Origin of the sequence: Sphingomonas sp. Leaf37 (assembly GCF_920939475.1) — a bacterium.
Classification (GTDB): Bacteria; Pseudomonadota; Alphaproteobacteria; order Sphingomonadales; family Sphingomonadaceae; genus Sphingomonas.
This window is the reverse complement of record NZ_CAKLAX010000001.1, coordinates 325,019-347,141: the sequence shown is the minus strand read 5'-3', so window position 1 is coordinate 347,141 and position 22,123 is coordinate 325,019. Positions and strand designations below refer to the sequence as shown.

Sequence of the window (22,123 nt, the reverse complement as noted above, 5' to 3'; positions counted from 1 at the left end):
CGTTCTTCGGAACGGCCCCTTCTTTTTACACTGTTCGGCCCCGCGCGTATCGCCGCCCCAAACTCGTAAGCAGCTCGTACTGCGACATCCCGCTCCGCGCCGCCGCATCCGGCAGGGCGAAGTCGATCGCGACCCAGTCGCCCTCCGCCAGCTCGCGCGCGGCCGTGACGTCGAGCGCCACGAGGTCCATCGAGACGCGCCCGATCACCGGCAACGCGCCGTCGTCCGCGCTGCCGCGATCCGAAAACCCCCGGAAATAACCGTCGGCATAGCCTAGGTTAACGATCGCGACCTCCGTCTCGCGCTGCGCAGTCCATATCGCGTTGTAGCCGACGGTGTCGCCGGCCTGGACGGTGCGACGCTGCAAAATCTGCGCCTCCGGCGTCACCACCTGCCGGATCACACCCGCGCACTCGCGCCGGGGGATACCGCCGTACAGTGCCAATCCCGGGCGGGTGAGATCGAATGCATAATCGACGCCTAACGCAATCCCGGCGGAATTGGCGAGGCTCATCCGCCGCACGTCCGTCACGCCCTGCAACGATCCGAACAGATCGCGCTGCCGCGCATTCATCACGCTGTCTTCGTCGGCGCAGGCGAGATGGCTCATCAGCGTCTCGATTGTCAGGCCATCGAGCAGTCCGCCGCGCACCGCATCGGGCGATACCCCCAGCCGGTTCATACCGGTATCGACCATCACGTCGCAGGCTCCGCCGCCCGCCTCTTTCCATCGGGCGACCTGTGCATTGGTGTTGAGGACGGGCCGGGCGATGCCGGTCCGTGCGACCGCCATGTCCTCCACCCGCACCCCGTGGAGCACCGATAAGGGCAGTCGCATCGCCGCCAGCCGCTCGGCCTCCGCCCAGGTCGCCACGAAGAAATCGCGGCAACCGGCCGCTGTCAGATGACGGGCGACGAGGGATGCGCCGAGGCCATAGCCATCTGCCTTGATCGCGGCACCGCAGGCCGCCGCACCGCTCATGCGGTCGAGCGTGCGCCAGTTATCGGCGAGGGCGGCGGTATCGATGCGGAGGCGTAGGGGAGCGGTCACGCATCGCCGCATAAGCCCGCGGGCGCCGCGCGTCGATGCCCGGTGCGCCGCCGCGGCTCAGTCCAGCGCCGCGCGCATGCCGATCCACAACGTTCGGGGCGAGGCGCGCTCGACGATCGCGGTACCGCTGATGCCGGCCTCCACGCGCGCATCGAACAGGTTTTCCACGCGCGCCTCGATCGACAGACCACGCGTCAAGGGCAGCGCGGCATAGCCGTCGAGCGTCGTCGCGGGCGCGAGGCTGCGGCTGTTCTGGTCATCGTCGAACTGGCGCGCGACATGGCGGACCGTGGTCGATAGCGCCGCCCGCCCCCGGCGCCAGCCGAGCGTGCCGGACAGCGCATCGCGCGGCGTCTGCGCCGGGCGGAGGTCATCGAGCGCCGCCGCCACGGCCGATGCCCTTACCCGGGCGTCGACATGGCTCCACGATGCCAGCGCGGTGACCCGCCCGACGGTATAGCTGGCATCGACCTCGACCCCGGTCGAGCGGATGGCATCGAGATTGCGGCGCACCCGCGATGCGCTGGTCGGCGTCGCGGACAAGGTGACGTTGGCGATCGCATCGTCCAGCCTGTTGTGAAAGACGGTTGCGGCCAGGCTCGCGCCCGCAAGCGGCGTCAGCGTCACGCCACCCTCGATCCCGGTCAGACGCTCAGGCGAGAGCGCGGCATTGGCGGCGGTGACGTCGTTGCCGACACGGAATGGCCGGTAGAGTTCGTTGAGCGTCGGTAATCGCCAGCCGCGATAGCCCGCAGCCCGCAGTGTAATCGCAGGCATGACCCGCCACGCCGCGCCGATGCGGCCGGTGAATTCGCTGCCGTCGCGATCCGCGAACCGGTTGGCGGTCAGCGCCGCCCCGCCGACGATCGGCCGCTCGGTCAGGTAGCCGCCGTCGATGCTCCAGCGATCGATTCGCGCCGCGCCGGTCAACGTCAATGCGTCGATCGCAATGCTGCCATCGGCGAACAGGCCTTCGGTGCGGGTCGATCCCCCCGCTTCCCGCCGCCGGGTCGGTGCCGCGTTCACGAAGGTGAACAGCTCCTGCGTCTTGCCGGACACGTCGCGGATATCGGCGCCCATCCGCAGGTCGATCGTGCCGCCGACGGGCGGGCGCACCTCCAGCCGCGCACCCAGCCCCGTAGCGGGCGTATGATACTGGTCGAGCGACTGGCTCACCGTCGTACGGGCGGCGTTGACGCTCGCAAAGTCCGACGCGAAGGCGCGGGTCTGGAGATAGGCGAGCGCCGACCATCCCCAGCGCCCCCTGCCGACGAGGCGCAGGCTGGCATCCGCACCCTGCGACCGGTTGATCGTAAATGCGGTGCCGCGTTCGCGCCGGTCGGTGAATGCGCTGACGTTCGCCTGCAATTCGGTCGACGCGCCGACGCCGATCACGGTACGCAGCGCCCCCGACGCCTGTTCGTACGGTGCGGGCCGGTCGACGGGGCCGCGGCTGCCCGCCACCACTGGGACGAACCCGTCGCCCCGCGCATAGGCGGCGGACAGCGTCGCGAAACCGCCGGCGCGGACCAGCGCGCCGGATGCCTGCGCCTCGACCGAATCGCGGCTGCCGTAGAAGACGCTGGCGTCGAGCGGGCTCAGCTGGTCGGGGGTGGCACTGTCGAGCTGCACCGTGCCGGCCAGCGCACCGGCGCCGAAATACCCGCTGCCGCCGCCGCGCGTCACGCGTACCTGCCCCAGACGACCGGTGGCATAAGCGGGGAACGCCACCCAACCGCCGAACGGATCGGCCTGCGGCACGCCATCGAGGATCAGCAGCGCCCGGCTGGACGCGTTGCCGCCGATGCCGCGCAGGGTGATGCCCTGGCTAGTGGGATTGGCGGTACGACTGTCGGAGCGCCGGAATTGCTGCAACCCGGCGACATCGGCCAGCACGCTTTCCAGCCGTGCGCTCGCATTCGCCTGTAGCCGTGCACGATCGATCGTCACGATGTCGAAGGCGCGTTCGCCGGGCGATGCCGCCAATCCCCGCCCGGTGACGACGATGTCGGTGCCGTCGCCCGTGCCGGATATGGTCTGGGCCCGGATCGGAGCAGATACGGCGATGACGAGAGCGGCGATCGGCAGGTAGCGCATCACCGCCTCCAAGCCGGTTTTGCGCCGTGCCGCAATGGTGCCCGACATATCGACCACCGATTGCCCGATCATCGACGATCGTCAAAAAACCTCGCTAACCCAGATCGATGCACGTGCCATCTGGCGGAACACGCACCGGCGGGGCGGGTTGGCGGCCTCAAAACGAGGAGCCGATATGACCGATTATCCAACGCCCCCCTATCCCGAACAGCAGCAGGACATACCCGGTCGCACCGACCGGATGGACCCGCGACCGGATCACGGCGAGCACAGCTACGAAGGATCGGGCCGGCTCGCCGGCAAGGCGACGATCGTGACCGGCGGCGACAGCGGCATCGGCCGCGCGGTCGCACTCGCCTTCGCACGCGAAGGGGCGGACGTGCTGATCGCCTATCTCGACGAGCACGACGACGCCGCAGAAACGCAGCGGCTGGTCGAGGAGGCCGGTCGGCGCGCCGTTACGGTCGCCGGCGACCTGTCCGACCCCGCGCATTGCCGCAGCGTCGTCGCGCGCGCGGCCGAGGCGTTCGGCAGGATCGACGTGCTGGTCAACAATGCGGCGCACCAGCGCAGCTTCGAAGCGCTGGAGGATATTCCGGACGAGGAGTGGCAGCGAACCTTCGCGGTCAACATGCATTCGATGTTCTATCTGTCGAAGGCCGCAGTGGCGCACATGGGCGAGGGCGCATCGATCATCAACACGACGTCGATCAACGCCGACGATCCCAGCCAGACGCTGCTGGCCTATGCGACCACCAAGGGAGCGATCCATAATTTCACCGCCGGCCTGGCGCAGATGCTCGCCAGCCGCAAGATCCGCGTCAACGCGGTCGCGCCCGGTCCGGTGTGGACGCCGTTGATCCCGTCGACGATGCCGCCGGAAGCGGTGAAGACGTTCGGGCAGAACACGCCCCTGGGCCGCGCGGCGCAACCGGTCGAACTCGCGCCGCCTTATGTGATGCTCGCCAGCGACGAAGCGAGCTACATCACCGGCGCGACGATCCCGGTGACCGGCGGCCGGCCGTTTCTTTGATCGGGATCAGGCCGGGTCGGGAACGATCCGGCCGCTGTCGCGCTCGGTTACAAACCGGGAGAACGATCATGGTGCAGGCACGACGGACGGCGCAGCGCTCGAACGGTGCGTGCGCGTGAGCCGGGAACGGCTGGGTGCCGAGTCGCTGCGCGACGAGCTCAATCAGGCGGCTTTGCGACTGTCGCTCGACAGCGAGGGGGCCAAGATCGAATTCATGCTGCCGACGCTCGCGGATCCCGAAGACGGCATCGCGATGCACAACTGGGACGTGCAGGCCTTTTGCCCGGAAGAGCTCGATGGCATCGCCCGCAAGGCGGTGGAGCAGGTCGCGGCGACATGGGATCTCGACCCCCATGTTGCCGAAGAGAGCGGGGATCACCCCGACTGACTGCCCCGCTGGTCCTCAATATCCGTTCTGGAACAGCATTTTGCGCATCTCGGGCACCGTCGCCGACAATTCCCGCGCCATCATCGCCGCAAAATAGCGAGCGCCCGCATAGCCTAGATGCGTGCGATCGAACGACAGCTTGCGCTGTGCGAACGGCAGATCGTCGACCTCACCGGTGGCGGCCGGCACGGCCGTGCCGGCCACGCCGGGTGGCAGCTGCGCGAATCGGTCGGCCTGCGCCTCGCCCATCGCCTGTACCGCGGCGGCGCTTTTCGCATTCAGTTCGATCAGCGGCACCTTCATCGTCGCCGCGACCTTGCGCACTGCCGCGGCCCAGGGTTCCAGATCGTTCGACAGCGCACCGTTTGCGAACATTCGCCGGGTGAGCGGCGTGACCAGAATCGGCATCGCGCCCGCAGCACGCGTTTCCCGCACATAGCGGGCGATATTGGCGGGAAACTCGGTGGCGAGATCGGTCGACCGGCCCGGTTTGCCCGGCTGATCGTTGTGGCCAAACTGGATCAGCACCCACGTTCTTGCGAACCCCGGCGTCTTCATCTCGGCGAGCGCGATTTCCCACGATCCTTCCGCGATATAGCTGCCCGAACTACGCCCGCCCCGCGCCAGATTGACGCAGGCGACGAACGACGTGACATGCTCGCCGCAGAACACCCCGCCCCAGCCACCGGCCACCGCCGTGGTGGAATCGCCGACCAGCACGATCTTGGACGCGCTGATCCGTTGCGGCACGGGCGGTGCGGGTGCGGGTATGCCCTGCGCAGAAACCGGGCTGGACGATGTGCACAGTAGCGCGATGCCCAGACGGATCGCGGTCGTGCGCACGGCGCAGCGGCGGATGGCGTTCGGCATCACGGGTCCTCTCCTCGATCCTCGCCTGTCGGTTCAGGAAACCGGTGTCATCCCACGCAAGCGTGCCTGAGTCGATATGGTCAATGGGTCCGGATCGTCACCATGTGGCAGCGGATCGCGATCGGGGCATTGTCGTATCCCTCCCGCGACCCTAGAATAAGTCCGACATTTTCCGAGAGAGGTATTTTCCGATGATCGACGGCGCCCTGCTGATCGGCGGCGAAGCACGCCAGGCCGCGCAACGCTTCACCGCGGTAAACCCGGCCAGCGGCGAAACGCTGACTCCGGACTTTTCATCGGCAGGCAACGATGCCGTCGATGAGGCGTGCGCGTTAGCGGAAGCGGCGTTCCCGACCTATGCCGCCACCGATCCGAAAACGCGCGCCGCCTTCCTCGAGGCGATCGCGCAGAACATCCTCGACATCGGTGACGACCTGATCGTCCGCGCGATGAGCGAAAGCGGTCTGCCGCGAGCGCGACTGGAGGGTGAGCGCGGCCGCACTGTCGGGCAGTTGAAGCTGTTCGCCGGCGTCGTGCGTCAGGGCGACTTCCTCGATGCCACGATCGATCCCGCCATGCCCGGCCGCGCGCCGTTGCCGCGCCCCGATCTGCGCCGCATCAATCTCGCCATCGGTCCGGTCGCGGTGTTCGGCGCGTCGAATTTTCCGCTCGCCTTCTCCGTCGCGGGCGGTGACACCGCTTCGGCGCTCGCCGCCGGTTGCCCAGTGGTGGTGAAGGGCCATCCGGCGCATCCCGGCACCGGCGAACTGGTCGCCCGCGCGATCCAGAAGGCGGTGGCCGATGCCGGCCTGCCCGCCGGCGTGTTTTCCTACCTGCCCGGCGAAACCAACGAGCTGGGCGGTGCACTGGTCGCCGATCCCCGCATTCAGGCGGTGGGCTTTACCGGATCGCGCGGGGGCGGCCTCGCACTGGTTCGTATCGCGTCCGAACGCAAGGAGCCGATCCCGGTCTATGCCGAGATGTCGAGCATCAACCCCGTCGTGATCCTGCCCGCCGCGCTCGCCGCACGCGGTGAGGCGCTGGGCAAGGAATTCGTCGCGTCGCTGACGATGGGTGCCGGCCAGTTCTGCACCAACCCCGGCTTGGTGCTGGCGATCGACGGTCCCGACCTCGACACGTTCGTCGCCGCCGCTGCCGCCGCGCTGAACGAGAGTGCGCCCATCACGATGCTGTCGCCGGGGATCCATGCCAGCTTCGAACAGGGTGTCGACGCGCTCGCCAGCCACGAGGCGGTCCGCACCGTCGCGCGCGGCAAGGTGGGCGAAGGCGTCAACCAGGCGGTCGGCGCGGTGTTCGAAACGACGGCCGGGGCGTTCCTTGCCGATGCCGCGCTCAGCCATGAAGTCTTTGGCTCGTCCTCGGTCGTCGTGCGTTGCCGCGACGTCGCGGAGATCGCGAAGGTCATCGCCGGTCTGGAGGGTCAGCTCACCGCGACGCTGCAGATGGATCCAGCCGACGAGGCCGATGCCGCGACGCTGGTACCGGTGCTCGCGCGCCGGGTCGGGCGCATCCTCGCGAACGGCTGGCCGACCGGAGTCGAGGTGGCGCCGGCGATGGTGCACGGCGGGCCGTTCCCGGCTACCAGCGATGGCCGCACGACATCGGTCGGCACGCTGGCGATCGCCCGTTTCCTGCGGCCGGTGTGCTTCCAGAATCTCGCGCCCGCGCTGTTGCCGAAGGGATTGGGTGACGACAATGCCTGGGGCGTTTCGCGGCGCATCGACGGGAAGCGGGAAGCCAGCGCGACCTAATCGGTCGTCCCTGCAAGAGGGGGTGGCCGCGAAGCTGGCGGAGGGGGAGGTTGGCGACGAACCTGGTCGCTTGTGGAAACGCCCCCTCCACCATCCGCTGCGTGGGCGGCCCCCTCCCCCGCTTCGCGAGGGAGGGATTACGGCAGTACGACCGGTGTCACGGGCAATCCGCATACCCCGGCATCGAACGCGAACACGTCTCCCGCCCCGGGCTGCTCTGCCAGTTCAGCGTCGTCCAGCCCCTTGCGCGCGCTGGTTGCGAAGGCGGTGCGCAAGTCGTCGCCACCGAAGGCGATCTTGGTGATGTTGGACGCGGGCAGCGTCACCGTGCCCATCAGCGTGCCTGCCGGATCGTAGCGCCGCACGCCCCAGCCGCCCCATAATGCGACCCAGAGGCAACCGTCCGCATCGACGACCGATCCGTCCGGATGGCCCGCGTCGTCCTCGATCGTGACGAACCGCTCTGCCGGCCCGAGCGTGCCGTCGTTGCCGATACGCGCGCGCCAGATCGTCTTGCCGAGCGTATCGGTGTGGTACAGCGTGCCGTCCGCAGCGATCGCGGGCCCGTTGGTGATGCACACGGGCGGCAGGCCGCTATCGACGATTGCGCCATCGGCGAAACGGTACAGGCGCCCGCTCGCATCGGTTTCGGCATCGTCCATCGTGCCGAACCAGATCCGGCCGGCGCTGTCGGTAGCCGCATCGTTCAGCCGGTTGCCGGCGGCATCGCCCTGCGCGCGGGCGATGAAGGTGAAGCTGCCGTCCGCGGGATCGAACCGGTGCAATCCCGTCCGCAGGCCCGCGATCATGCCGCCATCGGCGGCCGGCAGCACCCAGCCGACCTGATCGGGCGCGTCCCAGCGCCGCACCGCGCCGGTTGCCGGATCGACGCGATGCACATGCCGGCTTTTGATGTCGACGAACCACAAGGCGCGATCGCGACCGACCCACACCGGCCCCTCGCCCAGCGTCGCCTGTACCGGCAGCAGGGTGCGTACATTGTGGTCGGTCATCGCAGGCGATCCTCTCGTTATCAGCAGCGCTTCATCCCCTGCCCCAACAGATTCGTCTAGTCTGACAATTACGCGATCAGACGTCGAACAGGTGCCGGTACTGACGCGGCTGCGATCGGAGGTATTGGTCGGGCGCCTTCACCCGGGCGCCCAGATGCGCCGCCGCGTGCCAGGGCCAGCGCGGGTCGTACAGGATCGTGCGGGCCAGCGCGATCATGTCCGCATCGCCGGTGCCTACGATCGCCTCCGCCTGTTCGTAATCGGTGATCAGGCCGACCGCGACGACCGGCATACCGCAGCCCTGCTTGACCGCCCGCGCGAGCGGCACCTGATAGCTCGGGCCGACCGGGATCGCCTGCCGCGGGTCCAGCCCGCCGCTCGACACGTGGATACCGGCGCACCCGCGTGCCTCCAGCGCCTGCGCAAAGGCGACGGTCTGCGCCGCATCCCAGCCACCCTCCACCCAGTCGCTGCCGGACACCCGCATCGTCACCGGGCGATCCGCAGGGAATGCTGCGCGGACGGCGTCATAGACCTCGAGCGGGAAGCGCATCCGGTTCTCAAGACTGCCACCATAATCGTCGTTGCGCCGATTGGAGAGCGGCGAAAGGAACTGGTGGAGGAGATAGCCATGCGCGCCATGCAATTGCACCGCGTCGATCCCCAGCCGCGCCGACCGATGCGCGGATCCGGCGAAGGCGTCGCACAGCCGCTTCAGATCATCGACGGTCAGCGCGGCGGGTGCATTCTCGCCCTCGGCGAACGGCGTGGCGGAGGGCGCCACCGTCTGCCACCCGTCGGCATGATCCGGCGCGATCTGCTTGCCGCCCTTCCACGGCAGGTCGGTCGATGCCTTGCGCCCGGCATGCGCGAGCTGGATCGCGATCGGCATGTCGGAATGACGGCGTACCGATTCCAGCACGCGCGCCATCGCCGCCTCGGTCGCGTCGTCCCAGAGGCCGACGTCGGCATAGGTGATCCGGCCTTCCGGCACGACCGCGGTCGCCTCGATCGTCAGCAGCCCGGCGCCCGACAGCGCGAGATGGCCGAGGTGGATCAGATGCCAGTCGGTCATGCAGCCGTTGTCGGCGGAATATTGGCACATCGGCGCGATGACGATGCGATTTGGCAGCGTCAGCGAACCGACGGTGACGGGCTGGAAAAGCGCAGGGCCGCTCATGCAGAAACTCTCCGGTAACAGGGTCGAAGAGCGTTACGCACCGGATGCCATTTGGTGCCGTGCCGGCAACGTCACGCAGGCTGCCAGACCGCCACCCTGCCGCGCCGCCAGCGTCAACCGCCCACCATGCAGATCCGCCAGTTCGCGCACGATGGCCAGCCCGAACCCGTGCCCCTCGCCCCGCTCGTCCAGCCGCACGCCGGGGTGCGTCACCCGATCGCGCTCCGCAGCGGGAATGCCGGGGCCGTCATCGGCGACGCAGAGCTCCAGCCACCGCGCATCGGCCTGCCGCCGGGCCGTCACCCACACCCGCGCGACGGCATGCCGCGCCGCATTATCCAACAGATTGCCGAGCAGTTCGTCGAAGTCCTGCGCGTCGATCGCGGCAGTCACGTCGGCGATATCCGTATCGATCGTCAGCCCGCGCGTCGCATGCAGCCGCCCGATCGCCTGCACCAGATCTGCGACGGCCGGCGCGACCATCGTACTGGCGCGCGCATCAGTGGTCGCGGCCCGCGCCCGCGACAGATGGTGGCGGATTGTCGCATCGATCCGCGCGACCTGCGCCGTCCGGCCCGGATCATCGCGTACGGACAGTGCCAGCGTCGCCACCGGCGTCTTCAGGGCATGAGCGAGATTCGCCGCCGACTGCCGCGCCGTCGCCAGCGCTGCTTCGCGATCCGCCGCCAGCGCGTTGAGCTCTGCCGCCAGACCGCGCAATTCGACCGGCTGGTCCTCATCCAGCCGCGTCGCCGCCCCCGCCCGGATCGCGGCAACCTGCGCCTGCATTCGCCCGAGCGGCTTCAGCCCCAGCCGAAGCTGGACCCATGTCGCCGCCGCCAGCAGCAACGCAAGGATCGCCAGCGCCAGCTGCAACGGCCAGAAGACATCCTCGAGCGGCCGGTCGATCACGGCACGCGGGACCGAGGCGGTTACCGTCGTCCGGCCGATCACCAGCCGCCGCGCATGGATGCCGCGTCCGGCCCCGTCCGCACCGTCGAGCGCTTCCGGGCCGCGTTCGTGGCGCGGGTGCGGGCGCCCGTGCAGCACGGGGCGGTCGGTGGACCCGATCGCGCCCGCTGGCGTCTCGATCCGCCACCGCCACCCCCGACCCGCCTCCAGCGCGCCAGATCGCTCCGCCAGCGCCGCACGGTCGACCTGCCCATCGGCATCGACCACGCTCGCCAGCAGAGCGATCTGTGCATCCAGTCTCCGGTCGATGCCCTCGGTCACCACCCGCTCCAGCACGCCGCCGATCGCCCAGCCCGCGACCCCGAGCGCCGACAGGATCGCCATCGCCGACAACAGCAGCATGCGCCGCTGAATCGAATTGGGCAGCAGCCGGCGGATCATGGGCACGTCAGCCGGTAGCCACGGCCGCGTACCGTCTCGATCATCGTCGGGCCAATCTTGCGTCGCAGCCGCCCGACGATCACCTCGAGACTGTTCGAATCGACATCGGCATCGCCTTCATAGACGCGTTCCAGCAGGTCGAGACGCTCGATCACCGCTTCGCGCCGCAGCATCAGCGCCGACAGCACCCGCCATTCGAACGCGGTCAGCTTCAGCGGCAGGCCGTCCAGTTCGAAATGCCCGATCTGCGTATCGAACGACAGCCGCCCGCAGGTGAGCACAGGCTGCGCGTGCCCCGCTGCGCGCCGGACGAGCGCGCGCAGCCGCATCACCAGCTCGTCCAGCCGGAACGGTTTGACGAGATAATCGTCCGCCCCGGCCTTGAAGCCCGCGACCTTGTCGGACCAGCCGTCGCGCGCAGTCAGGATCAGCACCGGCAGCACGCGTCCGGCCGCGCGCCATTCCTTGAGCACGGTGATCCCGTCCTTGCCCGCCAGCCCGAGGTCGAGCACCGCGACGTCATACGCCTCCGTTTCTCCCAGATGCGCAGCGTCGATCCCGTCCGCGACCAGATCGACGGCGAAATGTTCGGCACGCAGTCCGCGTGCGATCGCCGGGCCCAGATCGCTGTCGTCCTCTACAAGCAAGATACGCATCGGCAGCCGGTATCCCCCGTCGCTAAACCGAACCTGAACCGCGTGGTTCAGCGGGGGTCGGACGCACCATCCTAGAACGCCGTCATCGACACACCAACCGGAGAGACCCGATGACACGTATGACAATCGGACGCCGTCAGCGTCTGGCACTCGGCGCAACCGCCCTGATCGCGATCGGCGCAGCCGGCGGCGCAGGCGCGGTGGCGCTCACCCGCCCATCGATCGAGATGGCGCCGACCAACGTCACGCCGATCGCCAGACTGGGTTCCAGCGACGGCATCGTCACGGTGAAGGGCCGCGTCGCCGAGGTCTTCGGCGATCGCTTCGTCGTGCAGGACGGCAGCGGCCGCGCGATGATCGATGCGGGCCGCAATGCCGGCAGCATCGTCAAGGGCAGCGCCATGACGGTGCAAGGTCGTTACGACGACGGCCAGTTGCGCGCCCGCTTCCTCGTCGATCCGGCGGGTCAGGTCAGGGAGGTGGGACCCGCGCACGGTCCTCACGGCCCACGTGGACCGCACGGCCCCGGCAAACCCGGTGGTCCGGACGGCTCCGGTGGCCCGCGTGGCGACGGCCCGCCGCCTCCGCCCCCCGCAGACGGTCGCGGCACACCCCCGCCGCCGCTCGCCGCAGGCGCACCCGCGGCCGCACCGGCTGGGGCTCCGCCTTCAGCGGGGGCACCGGCAGCGACACCCGCGCGCTAGCCCCGTGTTCCTGCGAATGCAGGACGACAGAAGACCCGGTCGCGCCCCACGCGGCCGGGTCTTTCCCATTGCGTTATCCCGCGCGATAACGCGGGCATGACCCCGCTTCCCACCGACGCGCTGATCGTCATCGATCCGCAGAACGACTTCTGCCCCGGCGGCGCACTCGCCGTCGGGGACGGCGATGCGATCATGCCGGGCATCGCGACGCTTGCTGCCCGTTTCGCCCATGTCGTCATCACGCAGGACTGGCATCCCGCCGGTCATAGCTCGTTCGCGAGCAGCCATCCCGGTGCCGTGCCCTTCTCCACGACGATGATGCCCTATGGCGAACAGGTGCTCTGGCCCGATCACTGCGTGCAGGGCAGCCACGGCGCGGCCTTCCACCCCGGAATCGCGCGGGCGATCGACCACGCGCAGATGATCCTGCGCAAGGGCGGCAATCCCGCAATCGACAGCTATTCCGCCTTTCGCGAGAACGACCGCAGCACCGCCACCGGCCTTGCCGGATTCCTGCGCGACACCGGAGTGACCCGCTGCGTGCTGGTCGGTCTGGCGTATGACTTCTGCGTCGGCTGGTCGGCACTAGACGCGGTGGCGCACGGATTCGAGGCCGTGGTGGTAAAGGACCTCAGCCGCGCGATCGGCATGCCGATCGCCGATGGTCGCACGACATTGGACGATATCGAGGATCGCTTCGCTGCCGCCGGCGTGACGATCGCCTAGCCGACCAGCGTTCGCCGCACCGCATCCTGCCACCCCACCGCCAGCCGTGCGCGGTCCGCCGCCGCCATTCGCGGTTCGAAACAGGCGCCGCGCCGCCAGGTGCGGGCCAGTGCCGTGCGATCCGCCCAGACACCCGTCGCCAGCCCCGCCAGAAACGCTGCGCCCAACGCAGTCGTCTCCAGATGCTCGGGTCGCTCCACGGGCACCTGCACCATGTCGGCAAGGAACTGGCACAGCCAGTCGTTCGCGGCCATGCCGCCATCGATCCGGATCGTCGCGGGCGCATCGCCGCCATCGGCGATCATCGCCTCCGCCAGATCCATCGTCTGGTAGCCGACCGCCTCCAGCGCCGCACGGGCCAGATGCGCCGCTGTCGTCCCCAGCGTCAGGCCGTAGATCGCGCCCCGCGCCGCCGGGTCCCAGTGCGGTGCGCCGAGCCCGACGAAGGCGGGGACCATGTAGACGCCATGGCTGTCCGGCACCTGCGTCGCCATGTCGTCGGTTTCACGCGCATGGGTGATGACGCCCAACCCGTCGCGCAGCCACTTCACCGCTGCCCCCGCGACGAAGATCGACCCCTCCAGCGCATAGGTCATCACCCCGTCCAGCCGATATGCGGGCGTGGTCAGCAGGCGATGCTCCGACGTCAGCGCTTCCGTTCCCGTGTTGAGCAGCATGAAACAGCCGGTGCCATAGGTCGATTTTGCCATGCCTGCCTCGAAGCACGCCTGCCCGAACAGCGCGGCCTGCTGGTCCCCCGCCATGCCGGCGATCGGAATCGCCGCGTCGAACAGCCCGACGGCCGTCGTACCGAAGACATGGCTGTTGTCGTGCACCTGCGGCAGCATCGCCATCGGCACCCGGAACAGCCGGCACAATTCTTCATCCCAGCGCTGTGCCCGGATATCGTAGAGTGATGTCCGCCCCGCGTTGGTCACGTCCGTGGCGTGCACCGCGCCGCCGGTCAGCCGCCACAACAGGAAGCTGTCGATCGTCCCGAACGCCAGTTCACCCCGCTCCGCCCGGGCGCGGGCACCGTCGACATGGTCGAGGATCCAGGCGATCTTGGCCGCGGAAAAATAGGGGTCGAGCACCAGCCCGGTCCTGGCGCGGACCGTCGCCTCGATACCGTCCGCCTTCAGCGCGGCGCAGACATCCGCCGTGCGGCGATCTTGCCACACGATCGCGCGGTGCAGCGCCGCTCCGGTCGCCCGGTCCCAGACGACCACCGTCTCGCGCTGGTTGGTGATGCCGATACCGGCGATCCCCTTCGCGCCCACGCCGCTCTCCGCGATCGCCTGTCGCGCGGTCGCCAGCGTGTCGCGCCAGATGTCCTCGGGGTCGTGCTCGACCCGGCCTGGTGCGGGATAATGCTGCGCGAACTCGACCTGCGCCGTCGCGACCGCGCGCGCCTGCGCATCGAAGACGATGCTGCGCGTCGACGTCGTCCCCTGATCGATCGCCAGGATATGGGTTGCAGCCATCGGTCATCCTCTTCGTATCGTCGCCATGGTGACGCAGCGCCGCTTTCGGGTAAAGCGGGCCACCCTGGAGGACGTGAGCATGGCGGACGTGGACCTGCTGATCGTCGGCGGCGGCATCAACGGCGCGGGGATCGCCCGCGACGCCGGCGGACGCGGCCTGTCGGTGATGCTGGTCGAGCAGGACGACCTCGCCAGCCATACCTCGTCCGCCAGCACCAAGCTGATCCACGGCGGCCTGCGCTATCTGGAATATGGCGAGTTCCGGCTGGTGCGGGAGGCGCTGATCGAACGCGAGCGGCTGCTCGGCATCGCGCCGCACATCATCTGGCCGCTCGCCTTCGTGCTGCCGCAGGCGCAATCGCCGCGGCCGGCATGGATGGTGCGGCTCGGCCTTTTTCTCTACGACCATCTCGGCGGCCGCAAGCGCCTTCCCGCGACGGAAACGATCCATTTGTCGCGCGATCCCCGCGGCAACGGATTGAAGCCGGGCAAGGCGGATCGCGCCTTCGTCTATGCCGATTGCTGGGTAGAGGACAGCCGGCTGGTCGTCCTTAATGCCCGCGATGCCGCCGCTCGCGGCGCGGCGATACACACCCGCACCCGCCTGATCGCCGCCGTCCGCGATGGCGGCGAATGGCGTGCGACCATCGAGGATGCCGCCGGCCCGCGTACCGTAATCGCCCGTGCTTTGGTCAACGCCGCCGGGCCATGGGTCGCCGATATCCTGTCGAAGGTACCGGGCGCCCACCACGACCGCGGCGTGCGCCTGATCAAGGGCAGCCATATCGTCGTGCCACGCCTGTACGATGGCGAACACGCCTTCATGCTGCAGAACCCGGACCGCCGCATCGTCTTCGCGATTCCCTACGAACGCGACTTCACCCTGATCGGCACCACCGACCAGCCGTGGCAGGGGCCGCCCGGCCCCGCGACCATCGATGCGGAGGAGACAGCTTACCTCTGCGACACGGTGAACCGCTATTTCACGCGCGCGATCGGCCCGGCCGATATCGTCTGGAGCTATTCAGGCATCCGTCCGCTCTACGACGATCACGCTGCCAACGCCTCTGCGGTGACGCGCGATTACGTTCTGGACCTCGACGCGGAGGACGGACGGGCACCGCTGCTGAGCGTGTTCGGCGGCAAGATCACGACGTATCGCAAGCTGGCCGAACACGCGCTCGAGAAACTGGCGGCCACGTTCCCGGATGCGGGTGGATCATGGACTGCGACACAGCCGCTTCCCGGCGGCGATTTCATGCATTTCGACACAATGCTGGCCAGCCTGATCGCCGCTCGCCCCGACCTGCCTGCGCATCTCCTGCAACGCCTCGCCCGTGCCTACGGTACCGACACTGCTGCGCTGCTGGGCGACGCGCAGGACGTCGTCGCGCTCGGCCGGCATTTCGGCGGAGATCTCTACGCGCGTGAGATCGATTATCTCGTGACGCACGAATGGGCGCGGACGGCGGACGACATCCTTTACCGCCGCAGCAAACTCGGCCTCCACGTTCCGGACGGTACGGCAGAGGCGATCGCGGCCTATCTCGGGTAACGCCCACCCGCAGGCAACGGTACGAACGAGAACGCCGGTTCTATCGTACCCGCCCCGGGGGAACCTCCCCGGCGAAGTGTGCCTCCAGATTGGCCACCACCATCGCCGCCATCGCCGCTCTTGCCTCCACGGTGGCGGACCCCTGATGCGAAGACAGCACGACGTTGTCCCGCCGTAGCGCCGTCGGCACATCCGGTTCGTGGGCGAACACGTCCAGTCCCGCCCCGGCGATCGTCCCGGACTCGAGTGCGGCGATCAACGCGGGCTGATCGACCAGCGCGCCGCGCGCGACGTTCACCAGAACGCCGTCCGGCCCCAGTGCCGCCAGCACCGCCGCATCGACCGCCCCGACGTTGGCCGCGTCGGGCGCTGCCGACAGCATCAGTACATCGCATTCCCCGGCGAGGCGGCGCAGATCGGCGACGAACCGCCAGGGCACATCGGCCTTCGGGGAACGCGCGCTGTAGAGCAACTCCCCGGCAAACGGTACCGCCCGCAAGGCGATCGCCCGCCCGATCGCTCCCAGACCATAGACCCCGATCCGCCGCCCGGACGCACGCCGGGCGAGCGGCACCGACCAGCCGCCGTCCCGCACGACGCGATCGTGCGCCGCGATCCGTCGCTCCACCGCCAGCCACAATCCGATCGCAAGGTCGGCGACGTCGTCGGTCAAGACACCCGCGGTGATCGCCAGCACGATGCCGCGCGCCGCCAGCGCATCGCGATCGATCCCGTCATGCCCGACCCCGTGCACAGCGACGATCTCCAGGGCGGGCAGACGATCGAGCAGGGCGCCGTCGACCAGCATCGTCCCGCCGCCCACCAGCGCGCGCACCCGGTCGCACGGCGCATGGTCGATCCCGACATGCAGCGTGAACCGCTCCGCCAGCCGGGGTGCGAGCGTGTCGGGCAACGGCGACAAGGCGAGAACGTCGATCATAACCACTCCAAACCCCTGCTCACTCGCGGGAGAGAAATCGGGTCACACGCTCACTTCGCTTCGCGTTCGTCCGTCCGCACCGAATATTCGCAGGTACCGTGCGATCTCGGCCGGATCGCCGGTGGCTTTCGCCGGATTGTCGGACAGCTTCACCGCCGGCCGGCCGTTCGCCCGCGTCACCTTCGCCACCAGCGAGATCGGCTCCAGTCCCGCTGCACCATCGGGGTCGCAGCCGCGGAAGTCGTTGGTCAGGTTCGTCCCCCAGCCGAAGCTCATCCGCACCCGTCCTTGGAAGTGCCGATAGACGCGCTCGATCGAATCCACGTCCATCCCGTCCGAGAAGATCAGCAATTTGTCGCGCGCATCCTGCCCGTGAGCCTGCCACCATTCGATCACCTGCTCGCCCGCCTCGATCGGCGGCGCGCTGTCCGGGCGAAAGCCGGTCCAGCCCGCGACCCATGCCGGTGCATCGCGCAGGAATGCCGCCGTGCCGAACGCATCGGGCAATACCACCAGCAGATTGCCGCCGTAATGCGCCTGCCATTCCTCCAGCACGCGATAGGGCGCCGCCGCGACCCCGGCATCGTCGCGCGCCAATGCCGCCAGCACCATCGGCAGTTCATGTGCGTTGGTGCCGATCGCCTCCAGATCATTGTCCATCGCCAGCAGCACGTTGGACGATCCGATGAAGCGGCTGCCCAGCCCCTCCTTCAGCGCCTCGACGCACCAGCGCTGCCACAGGAAGCCATGCCGCCGTCGCGTGCCGAAGTCGGAGATGACGAGGTCGGGGAGATCGCGCAGCCGCTCGACCTTGTCCCACAGCTTCGCCTTGGCGCGTGCGTAGAGCACGTCGAGCGCGAACCGGTCCTTGCCGCGCAGCGCCGCCCGCGCCCGCAATTCGTTGACGATCGCAAGCGCCGGGATCTCCCACATGGTCGTGTGCGTCCAGGGTCCTTCGAACGTCAGCTCGAACTGTCCGTCGACGCGATGCAATTCATACGGGGGCAACCGGAAATCCGCGAGCCAGGCGATGAAGTCGGGCGCGAACATCCGCTGCTGGCCGTAGAAGCTGTTACCCGCCAGCCAGATCAATTCTTTTTTGGCGAAGCGAAGTCCCCGCGCATGATCGAGCTGCGCCCGCAGTTCATCCTCGTCGATCACATCGGCGAGACGGACGCTGGTACTGCGGTTGATCAGCCGGAACGTGGCATCGACGTCACCGTGCAGGTGACGGATCATCTGCAGCATCAGCAACTTGTAAAAATCGGTGTCGAGCAGGCTGCGCACGATCGGATCGAGCCGCCAATTATGGTCCCAGGTGCGCGTCGCGATATCGGTAACGGCCATGACAGCACCGCTACAGTCAAGCGCCGGGCTTTCCAACCGTTGCCATGCGGCCTAGGCGTAGTCTGACAAATCGAGGGAGAGCGGGATGGCGATCAAGAGCGAGCGGCGCGAACCGTCCCATACGCTGATCGCTCGCGACCTCGGCATCGCCATCGTCACCGGCCGTCACCCGCCCGGCAGCGTCATTCCGGGCGAGATCGACATCGCCAGCCAGCGCGGCGTCTCGCGCAGCGTCGTGCGCGAAGCACTGCGCATGCTGTCCGCCAAGGGGCTCGTCGAAAGCCGCCCCAAATCCGGCACCCGCGTCCGCGAACGCGCACAATGGAATCTGCTCGATCCCGATCTGCTGGCATGGATGTTCGAGGGCGAACCACCCGCCAGTTTCGTCCGTGCGCTGTTCCAGTTGCGCATGATCGTCGAACCGGCCGCCGCCGAGATGGCCGCACTGTCGCGTACAGCCGATCAGCTGGAGCGGATGGACACGGCCCTGCACGGCATGGTCGCGCACGGCCTCGACACGCCGGAGGGTCAGGCGGCGGACCAGACCTTCCACAACACGATTCTCGAGGCGACCGACAACGAACTGCTGGTCAGCCTGTCGGGCAGTATCGGTGCGGCGGTTCGCTGGACGACCATCTTCAAGTTCCGCGGCAGCCGCCGCCCCCGCGACCCCATGCCCCAGCACCGCCGCCTCTACGATGCGATCGCGGCCAGCGATGCGGCGACGGCAAGGGACGCGACCATCGTCCTGCTGCAACAGGCGCACGAGGATACGGAGCGCTTGCTGCAAGCGTGAGTTTGTTGAGCGTAGCGATGTCTTGGGTCACGAAGGACATCGCTTGCCTCCCTCTCCGTCACCGCCGCGCCACCTCCCCCTCGCGGGGGAGGACTTGAATCTTACCGCGCCGTGAGGATCAGCAACGTTTCTCTCGCGCGCAGGAGGGAACTCCATCAATGGTTGTCGCGCGGCAACCCCATCGTTTGTGCGATCCGCTGGTATTTCTCTGCGCCCTCCAAGATCGCGCCGGTGTTCATCTGCCCGACGACCGCACGCTGGATCTCCTGCCACGGCGTCTGCGACTTCGGATAGGCGAACCCGCCAGCCGCCGCCAGCGCCGCCCGCCGGTCCATCAGCTCGGCCTCGGGGATCAGCACGTTCGCGGTGCCGGTGTTGAGGTCCACGCGCACGCGGTCGCCGGTCTTCAGCAGCGCGAGCCCACCCATCGCCGCCGCCTCTGGCGACGCATTCAGGATCGACGGCGATCCACTCGTTCCCGATTGTCGCCCGTCGCCGATGCATGGCAATGCGCTAACGCCCTCGGTGATCAGATACGCCGGCGGCCGCATGTTGACGACCTCCGCCGCGCCGGGATAGCCGATCGGCCCGGCGCCGCGCATGAACAGCAGCGTTTCCGGCGTGATCCCGGTCGCGGGATCGTCGATGCGGTGGTGGTAATCCTCCGGCCCGTCGAACACGACCGCCGGCCCCTCGAACGCGTTGAGATCGTCGGGGTTGGACAGGTAACGCTGGCGGAATTCGGGCGAGATCACGCTGGTCTTCATCACCGCCGCGTCGAACAGATTGCCCGACAGCACGATGAAGCCCGCATCCTCGACCAAAGGCTGGTCGAACGGACGGATCACCTTCTCGTCCTCGATGGCGACGCCGCGGCAATTCTCGCCCATCGTCTTGCCGTTGACGGTCAGCGCATCCTCATGGATCAGCCCCTGCCCGATCAGCTGGTTGACCACCGCGGGCACGCCACCCGCGCGGTAATAATCCTCGCCGAGATATTCGCCGGCGGGTTGCAGGTTGACGAGCAGCGGCACCTTGTGCCCCTCGGTCTCCCAATCCTTTAGCGGCAGGTCGACGCCGACGTGGCGGGCGATCGCCGACAGATGGATCGGCGCGTTGGTCGAACCGCCGATCGCCGAATTGACTCGGATCGCATTGTGAAACGCCGGCTTCGTCAAGATGTCGGACGGCTTCAGATCCTCCGCCACCATCTGCACGATGCGCTTGCCGGTCAGGTACGACACCTCCTGCCGGTCGCGATACGGCGCGGGGATCGCCGCCGATCCCGGCAGCGACATGCCGAGCGCCTCGCACAGCGAGTTCATCGTCGTCGCGGTGCCCATCGTGTTGCAATAGCCCGTCGATGGCGCGGACGACGCGACCAGCCGGATGAATTCCGCATCGTCGATCTCGCCCGCCGCGAGCAGCTGCCGCGCCTTCCACACGATCGTGCCCGACCCGGTGCGCTCGCCCTTGTGCCAGCCGTTGAGCATCGGCCCGACCGACAGCGCGATCGCCGGAATATTCACCGTCGCCGCCGCCATCAGGCAGGCGGGCGTCGTCTTGTCGCAACCGATCGTCAGCACTACGCCGTCGAGCGGATAGCCGTACAACGTCTCGACCAGCCCAAGATAGGCAAGGTTGCGATCAAGCCCCGCGGTCGGCCGCTTGCCCGTCTCCTGGATCGGGTGCACGGGGAATTCCAGCACGATCCCGCCCGCCTCGCGCACGCCCTCGCGCACGCGGTCCGCCAGCACCAGATGGTGGCGGTTGCACGGCGACAGGTCGCTGCCGGTCTGGGCGATGCCGATGATCGGCTTGCCCGATTGCAGCTCCTCCAGGCTCAGCCCGAAGTTCAGGTACCGCTCCAGATACAGCGCGGTCATGTCGATGTTGGCAGGGTTGTCGAACCAGGCCCTGGAACGGAGGGGCGTGCGCGATTGCGTCATGTTATTTGGCCACCGATAGCTTGTAGATCATCACGTGCCGATACGGCTTGCCGGGATCGACCCGGGCGGACGCAAAGGCGGGCTTGTTGGGAGAGTCCGGGAATTTCTGCGGCTCCAGCGCAATGCCGTCGCCCATCCTGTAGACGTGTTTCGATTTGCCGATGAACGTCCCGTCGAGGAAATTGCCGGTATACAATTGCACGCCCGGCTCGGTCGTCGACACCTCCAGCACACGGCCTGATACAGGGTCCTCCAGTCGCGCGGCAAGGCCCGGCGCCGTGGTCAGTCCCTTGTCGAGCGCGAAATTGTGATCGTAGCCGTGGCCCATCACGATCTGGGGATCGCGACCGTCGCGCAGGCCGTCGCCGACCACACGCCCGCTCTGGAAATCGAACACGGTGTCCGCGACGGGGCGCAGCTCGCCGGTCGGGATCAGATTGGCGTCGACCGGCGTGATCGCCCTGGCGGGAATCGTGAGCCGATGCCCCATCGCGTCCCTCGGCGATCCTTCGCCGGCGAGATTGAAGATCGCGTGGTTGGTCATGTTTACCAGGGTCGGCTTGTCGGTGCTGGCACCGAAGATGATGGTCAGCGCACCGTCGTCGCTCATCGCATAGGTGACCGTCACGTCGAGCTTGCCGGGATAGCCCTGATCGCCGTCCGCGCTGGTCAGCGCCAGCGTGACGCTGCCGTCCTTCACCGACACGACCCGCCACGGCTGCTTGTCGAACCCTTTGGTGCCGCCATGCAGCGAATTGACCTTGTCGTTCAGCGGCAGCTGATACGTCTTGCCGTCGAGCGTGAACCGGCCCCCGCCGATGCGATTGGCGTAACGACCGACGGTGACGCCGAAGTAATTGGGATGTGAGGCATAATCCCTGGCATCGTCATAGCCGAGCACCACGTCGGCGACCTTGCCGTTGCGATCCGGGCCACGCAGTGCCTGCAACGTCGCGCCATAGGTCAGGATGCGCGCCTCGACACCACCCTTCGCGATCAGCGTGATCGCCTCCACGGCGGTACCGTCGGGCAGCGCCCCTGCAGCCTCGCGCTTCGCGGTGGCCGCATCGGCCTGCGCGGCAGCCAACGTCATCAATCCGGCGCCTGCCATCCCCAAAGCCTTTCGAACCTTCACCGCATCTCTCCCGACACTCATCGCCGGCATTGACCCGGCGTATGCTGCCTTTATAGTCAGACAAATAACCGGGG

The 22,123-nt window shown here is 68.1% G+C and carries 19 protein-coding genes; 7 read left to right on the top strand and 12 right to left on the bottom strand.

What is annotated here, in order from left to right; genetic code table 11:
- Positions 1-25: 25 nt before the first annotated feature.
- Together LRA87_RS01405 and LRA87_RS01400 are read right to left on the bottom strand one after the other, a co-directional pair.
- A complete protein-coding gene (locus tag LRA87_RS01405; protein WP_230628620.1) occupies positions 26-1,051 on the bottom strand; it encodes an alanine racemase in 1,026 nt (341 codons plus the stop codon).
- A 57-nt stretch (positions 1,052-1,108) separates the two neighbouring features.
- On the bottom strand, positions 1,109-3,148 hold the full coding sequence (locus LRA87_RS01400; protein ID WP_230629763.1) for a TonB-dependent receptor: 2,040 nt from the start codon (positions 3,146-3,148) through the stop codon (positions 1,109-1,111).
- 175 nt (positions 3,149-3,323) lie between these two features.
- On the opposite strand from LRA87_RS01400, the gene LRA87_RS01395 reads away from it, so the two are divergent.
- Both LRA87_RS01395 and LRA87_RS01390 read left to right on the top strand, forming a co-directional pair.
- Positions 3,324-4,181 carry a glucose 1-dehydrogenase gene (locus LRA87_RS01395; RefSeq protein WP_230628619.1) on the top strand — a complete coding sequence of 286 codons (858 nt, stop codon included), beginning with the start codon at positions 3,324-3,326 and terminating at the stop codon, positions 4,179-4,181.
- A gap of 115 nt (positions 4,182-4,296) precedes the next feature.
- The gene (locus LRA87_RS01390; protein WP_230628618.1) at positions 4,297-4,569 is read left to right on the top strand and encodes a hypothetical protein; all 273 of its coding nucleotides are present in this window, start codon (positions 4,297-4,299) and stop codon (positions 4,567-4,569) included.
- Between the two features lie 15 nt (positions 4,570-4,584).
- On the opposite strand, the gene LRA87_RS01385 is transcribed toward LRA87_RS01390, so the two are convergent.
- Positions 4,585-5,439: a rhamnogalacturonan acetylesterase gene (locus tag LRA87_RS01385; RefSeq protein WP_230628617.1), complete on the bottom strand. Its 855-nt coding sequence runs from the start codon at positions 5,437-5,439 to the stop codon at positions 4,585-4,587.
- 191 nt (positions 5,440-5,630) lie between these two features.
- Here LRA87_RS01385 and LRA87_RS01380 point away from each other — a divergent pair, with 191 nt between their 5' ends.
- Complete coding sequence (locus LRA87_RS01380; RefSeq protein ID WP_230628616.1) at positions 5,631-7,211, top strand: aldehyde dehydrogenase (NADP(+)); 1,581 nt, start codon at positions 5,631-5,633, stop codon at positions 7,209-7,211.
- Positions 7,212-7,348: 137 nt separating this feature from the next.
- On the opposite strand, the gene LRA87_RS01375 is transcribed toward LRA87_RS01380, so the two are convergent.
- From LRA87_RS01375 to LRA87_RS01360, 4 genes are all read right to left on the bottom strand, one after another.
- A complete protein-coding gene (locus LRA87_RS01375) occupies positions 7,349-8,224 on the bottom strand; it encodes an SMP-30/gluconolactonase/LRE family protein (RefSeq protein WP_230628615.1) in 876 nt (291 codons plus the stop codon).
- A 76-nt stretch (positions 8,225-8,300) separates the two neighbouring features.
- Entirely contained in the window at positions 8,301-9,404 is a 1,104-nt protein-coding gene (locus LRA87_RS01370; RefSeq protein ID WP_230628614.1) for an NADH:flavin oxidoreductase/NADH oxidase, read from the bottom strand.
- Between the two features lie 33 nt (positions 9,405-9,437).
- Complete coding sequence (locus tag LRA87_RS01365; protein ID WP_230628613.1) at positions 9,438-10,757, bottom strand: sensor histidine kinase; 1,320 nt, start codon at positions 10,755-10,757, stop codon at positions 9,438-9,440.
- Positions 10,754-11,413, bottom strand: a complete 660-nt coding sequence (locus tag LRA87_RS01360; RefSeq protein ID WP_230628612.1) for a response regulator — start codon at positions 11,411-11,413, stop codon at positions 10,754-10,756. Before LRA87_RS01360 ends, LRA87_RS01365 begins: the two co-directional genes overlap by 4 nt.
- A 110-nt stretch (positions 11,414-11,523) precedes the next feature.
- On the opposite strand from LRA87_RS01360, the gene LRA87_RS01355 reads away from it, so the two are divergent.
- Together LRA87_RS01355 and pncA are read left to right on the top strand one after the other, a co-directional pair.
- Positions 11,524-12,117, top strand: a complete 594-nt coding sequence (locus LRA87_RS01355) for a hypothetical protein (protein WP_230628611.1) — start codon at positions 11,524-11,526, stop codon at positions 12,115-12,117.
- Positions 12,118-12,213: 96 nt separating this feature from the next.
- The gene (pncA, locus tag LRA87_RS01350; RefSeq protein WP_230628610.1) at positions 12,214-12,843 is read left to right on the top strand and encodes a bifunctional nicotinamidase/pyrazinamidase; all 630 of its coding nucleotides are present in this window, start codon (positions 12,214-12,216) and stop codon (positions 12,841-12,843) included.
- On the opposite strand, the gene glpK is transcribed toward pncA, so the two are convergent.
- Entirely contained in the window at positions 12,840-14,327 is a 1,488-nt protein-coding gene (gene glpK / locus LRA87_RS01345) for a glycerol kinase GlpK (protein ID WP_230628609.1), read from the bottom strand. The genes pncA and glpK overlap by 4 nt on opposite strands.
- 79 nt (positions 14,328-14,406) lie before the next feature.
- Between glpK and LRA87_RS01340 the strand changes: the two genes are divergently transcribed.
- Complete coding sequence (locus LRA87_RS01340; protein WP_230628608.1) at positions 14,407-15,882, top strand: glycerol-3-phosphate dehydrogenase; 1,476 nt, start codon at positions 14,407-14,409, stop codon at positions 15,880-15,882.
- A 40-nt stretch (positions 15,883-15,922) separates the two neighbouring features.
- Here LRA87_RS01340 and LRA87_RS01335 read toward each other — a convergent pair whose 3' ends face one another.
- Together LRA87_RS01335 and pncB are read right to left on the bottom strand one after the other, a co-directional pair.
- Positions 15,923-16,822 (bottom strand): NAD(P)-dependent oxidoreductase, encoded by a 900-nt coding sequence (locus tag LRA87_RS01335; RefSeq protein WP_230628607.1) that lies wholly within the window; start codon positions 16,820-16,822, stop codon positions 15,923-15,925.
- Positions 16,823-16,864: 42 nt separating this feature from the next.
- Positions 16,865-18,169: a nicotinate phosphoribosyltransferase gene (pncB, locus tag LRA87_RS01330; protein ID WP_230628606.1), complete on the bottom strand. Its 1,305-nt coding sequence runs from the start codon at positions 18,167-18,169 to the stop codon at positions 16,865-16,867.
- 85 nt (positions 18,170-18,254) lie between these two features.
- Between pncB and LRA87_RS01325 the strand changes: the two genes are divergently transcribed.
- A complete protein-coding gene (locus LRA87_RS01325) occupies positions 18,255-18,965 on the top strand; it encodes a FadR/GntR family transcriptional regulator (RefSeq protein ID WP_230628605.1) in 711 nt (236 codons plus the stop codon).
- Between the two features lie 155 nt (positions 18,966-19,120).
- On the opposite strand, the gene LRA87_RS01320 is transcribed toward LRA87_RS01325, so the two are convergent.
- Positions 19,121-20,914, bottom strand: coding sequence for an IlvD/Edd family dehydratase (locus tag LRA87_RS01320; protein ID WP_230628604.1), 1,794 nt, complete (start codon positions 20,912-20,914; stop codon positions 19,121-19,123).
- Between the two features lies 1 nt (position 20,915).
- Positions 20,916-22,007: an aldose epimerase family protein gene (locus LRA87_RS01315; protein WP_230628603.1), complete on the bottom strand. Its 1,092-nt coding sequence runs from the start codon at positions 22,005-22,007 to the stop codon at positions 20,916-20,918.
- Between the last annotated feature and the right edge of the window lie 116 nt (positions 22,008-22,123).

Coding starts and splice junctions, on each gene's coding strand:
- pncB (WP_230628606.1), bottom strand. CDS start 18,169: ATGGCCGTTACCGATATCGCGACGCGCACCTGGGACCATAATTGGCGG.
- LRA87_RS01325 (WP_230628605.1), top strand. CDS start 18,255: ATGGCGATCAAGAGCGAGCGGCGCGAACCGTCCCATACGCTGATCGCT.
- LRA87_RS01365 (WP_230628613.1), bottom strand. CDS start 10,757: ATGATCCGCCGGCTGCTGCCCAATTCGATTCAGCGGCGCATGCTGCTG.
- LRA87_RS01355 (WP_230628611.1), top strand. CDS start 11,524: ATGACACGTATGACAATCGGACGCCGTCAGCGTCTGGCACTCGGCGCA.
- LRA87_RS01360 (WP_230628612.1), bottom strand. CDS start 11,413: ATGCGTATCTTGCTTGTAGAGGACGACAGCGATCTGGGCCCGGCGATC.
- glpK (WP_230628609.1), bottom strand. CDS start 14,327: ATGGCTGCAACCCATATCCTGGCGATCGATCAGGGGACGACGTCGACG.
- LRA87_RS01400 (WP_230629763.1), bottom strand. CDS start 3,148: ATGCGCTACCTGCCGATCGCCGCTCTCGTCATCGCCGTATCTGCTCCG.
- LRA87_RS01395 (WP_230628619.1), top strand. CDS start 3,324: ATGACCGATTATCCAACGCCCCCCTATCCCGAACAGCAGCAGGACATA.
- LRA87_RS01335 (WP_230628607.1), bottom strand. CDS start 16,822: ATGATCGACGTTCTCGCCTTGTCGCCGTTGCCCGACACGCTCGCACCC.
- LRA87_RS01340 (WP_230628608.1), top strand. CDS start 14,407: ATGGCGGACGTGGACCTGCTGATCGTCGGCGGCGGCATCAACGGCGCG.
- LRA87_RS01385 (WP_230628617.1), bottom strand. CDS start 5,439: ATGCCGAACGCCATCCGCCGCTGCGCCGTGCGCACGACCGCGATCCGT.
- LRA87_RS01370 (WP_230628614.1), bottom strand. CDS start 9,404: ATGAGCGGCCCTGCGCTTTTCCAGCCCGTCACCGTCGGTTCGCTGACG.
- LRA87_RS01320 (WP_230628604.1), bottom strand. CDS start 20,914: ATGACGCAATCGCGCACGCCCCTCCGTTCCAGGGCCTGGTTCGACAAC.
- LRA87_RS01375 (WP_230628615.1), bottom strand. CDS start 8,224: ATGACCGACCACAATGTACGCACCCTGCTGCCGGTACAGGCGACGCTG.
- LRA87_RS01380 (WP_230628616.1), top strand. CDS start 5,631: ATGATCGACGGCGCCCTGCTGATCGGCGGCGAAGCACGCCAGGCCGCG.
- pncA (WP_230628610.1), top strand. CDS start 12,214: ATGACCCCGCTTCCCACCGACGCGCTGATCGTCATCGATCCGCAGAAC.
- LRA87_RS01315 (WP_230628603.1), bottom strand. CDS start 22,007: ATGACGTTGGCTGCCGCGCAGGCCGATGCGGCCACCGCGAAGCGCGAG.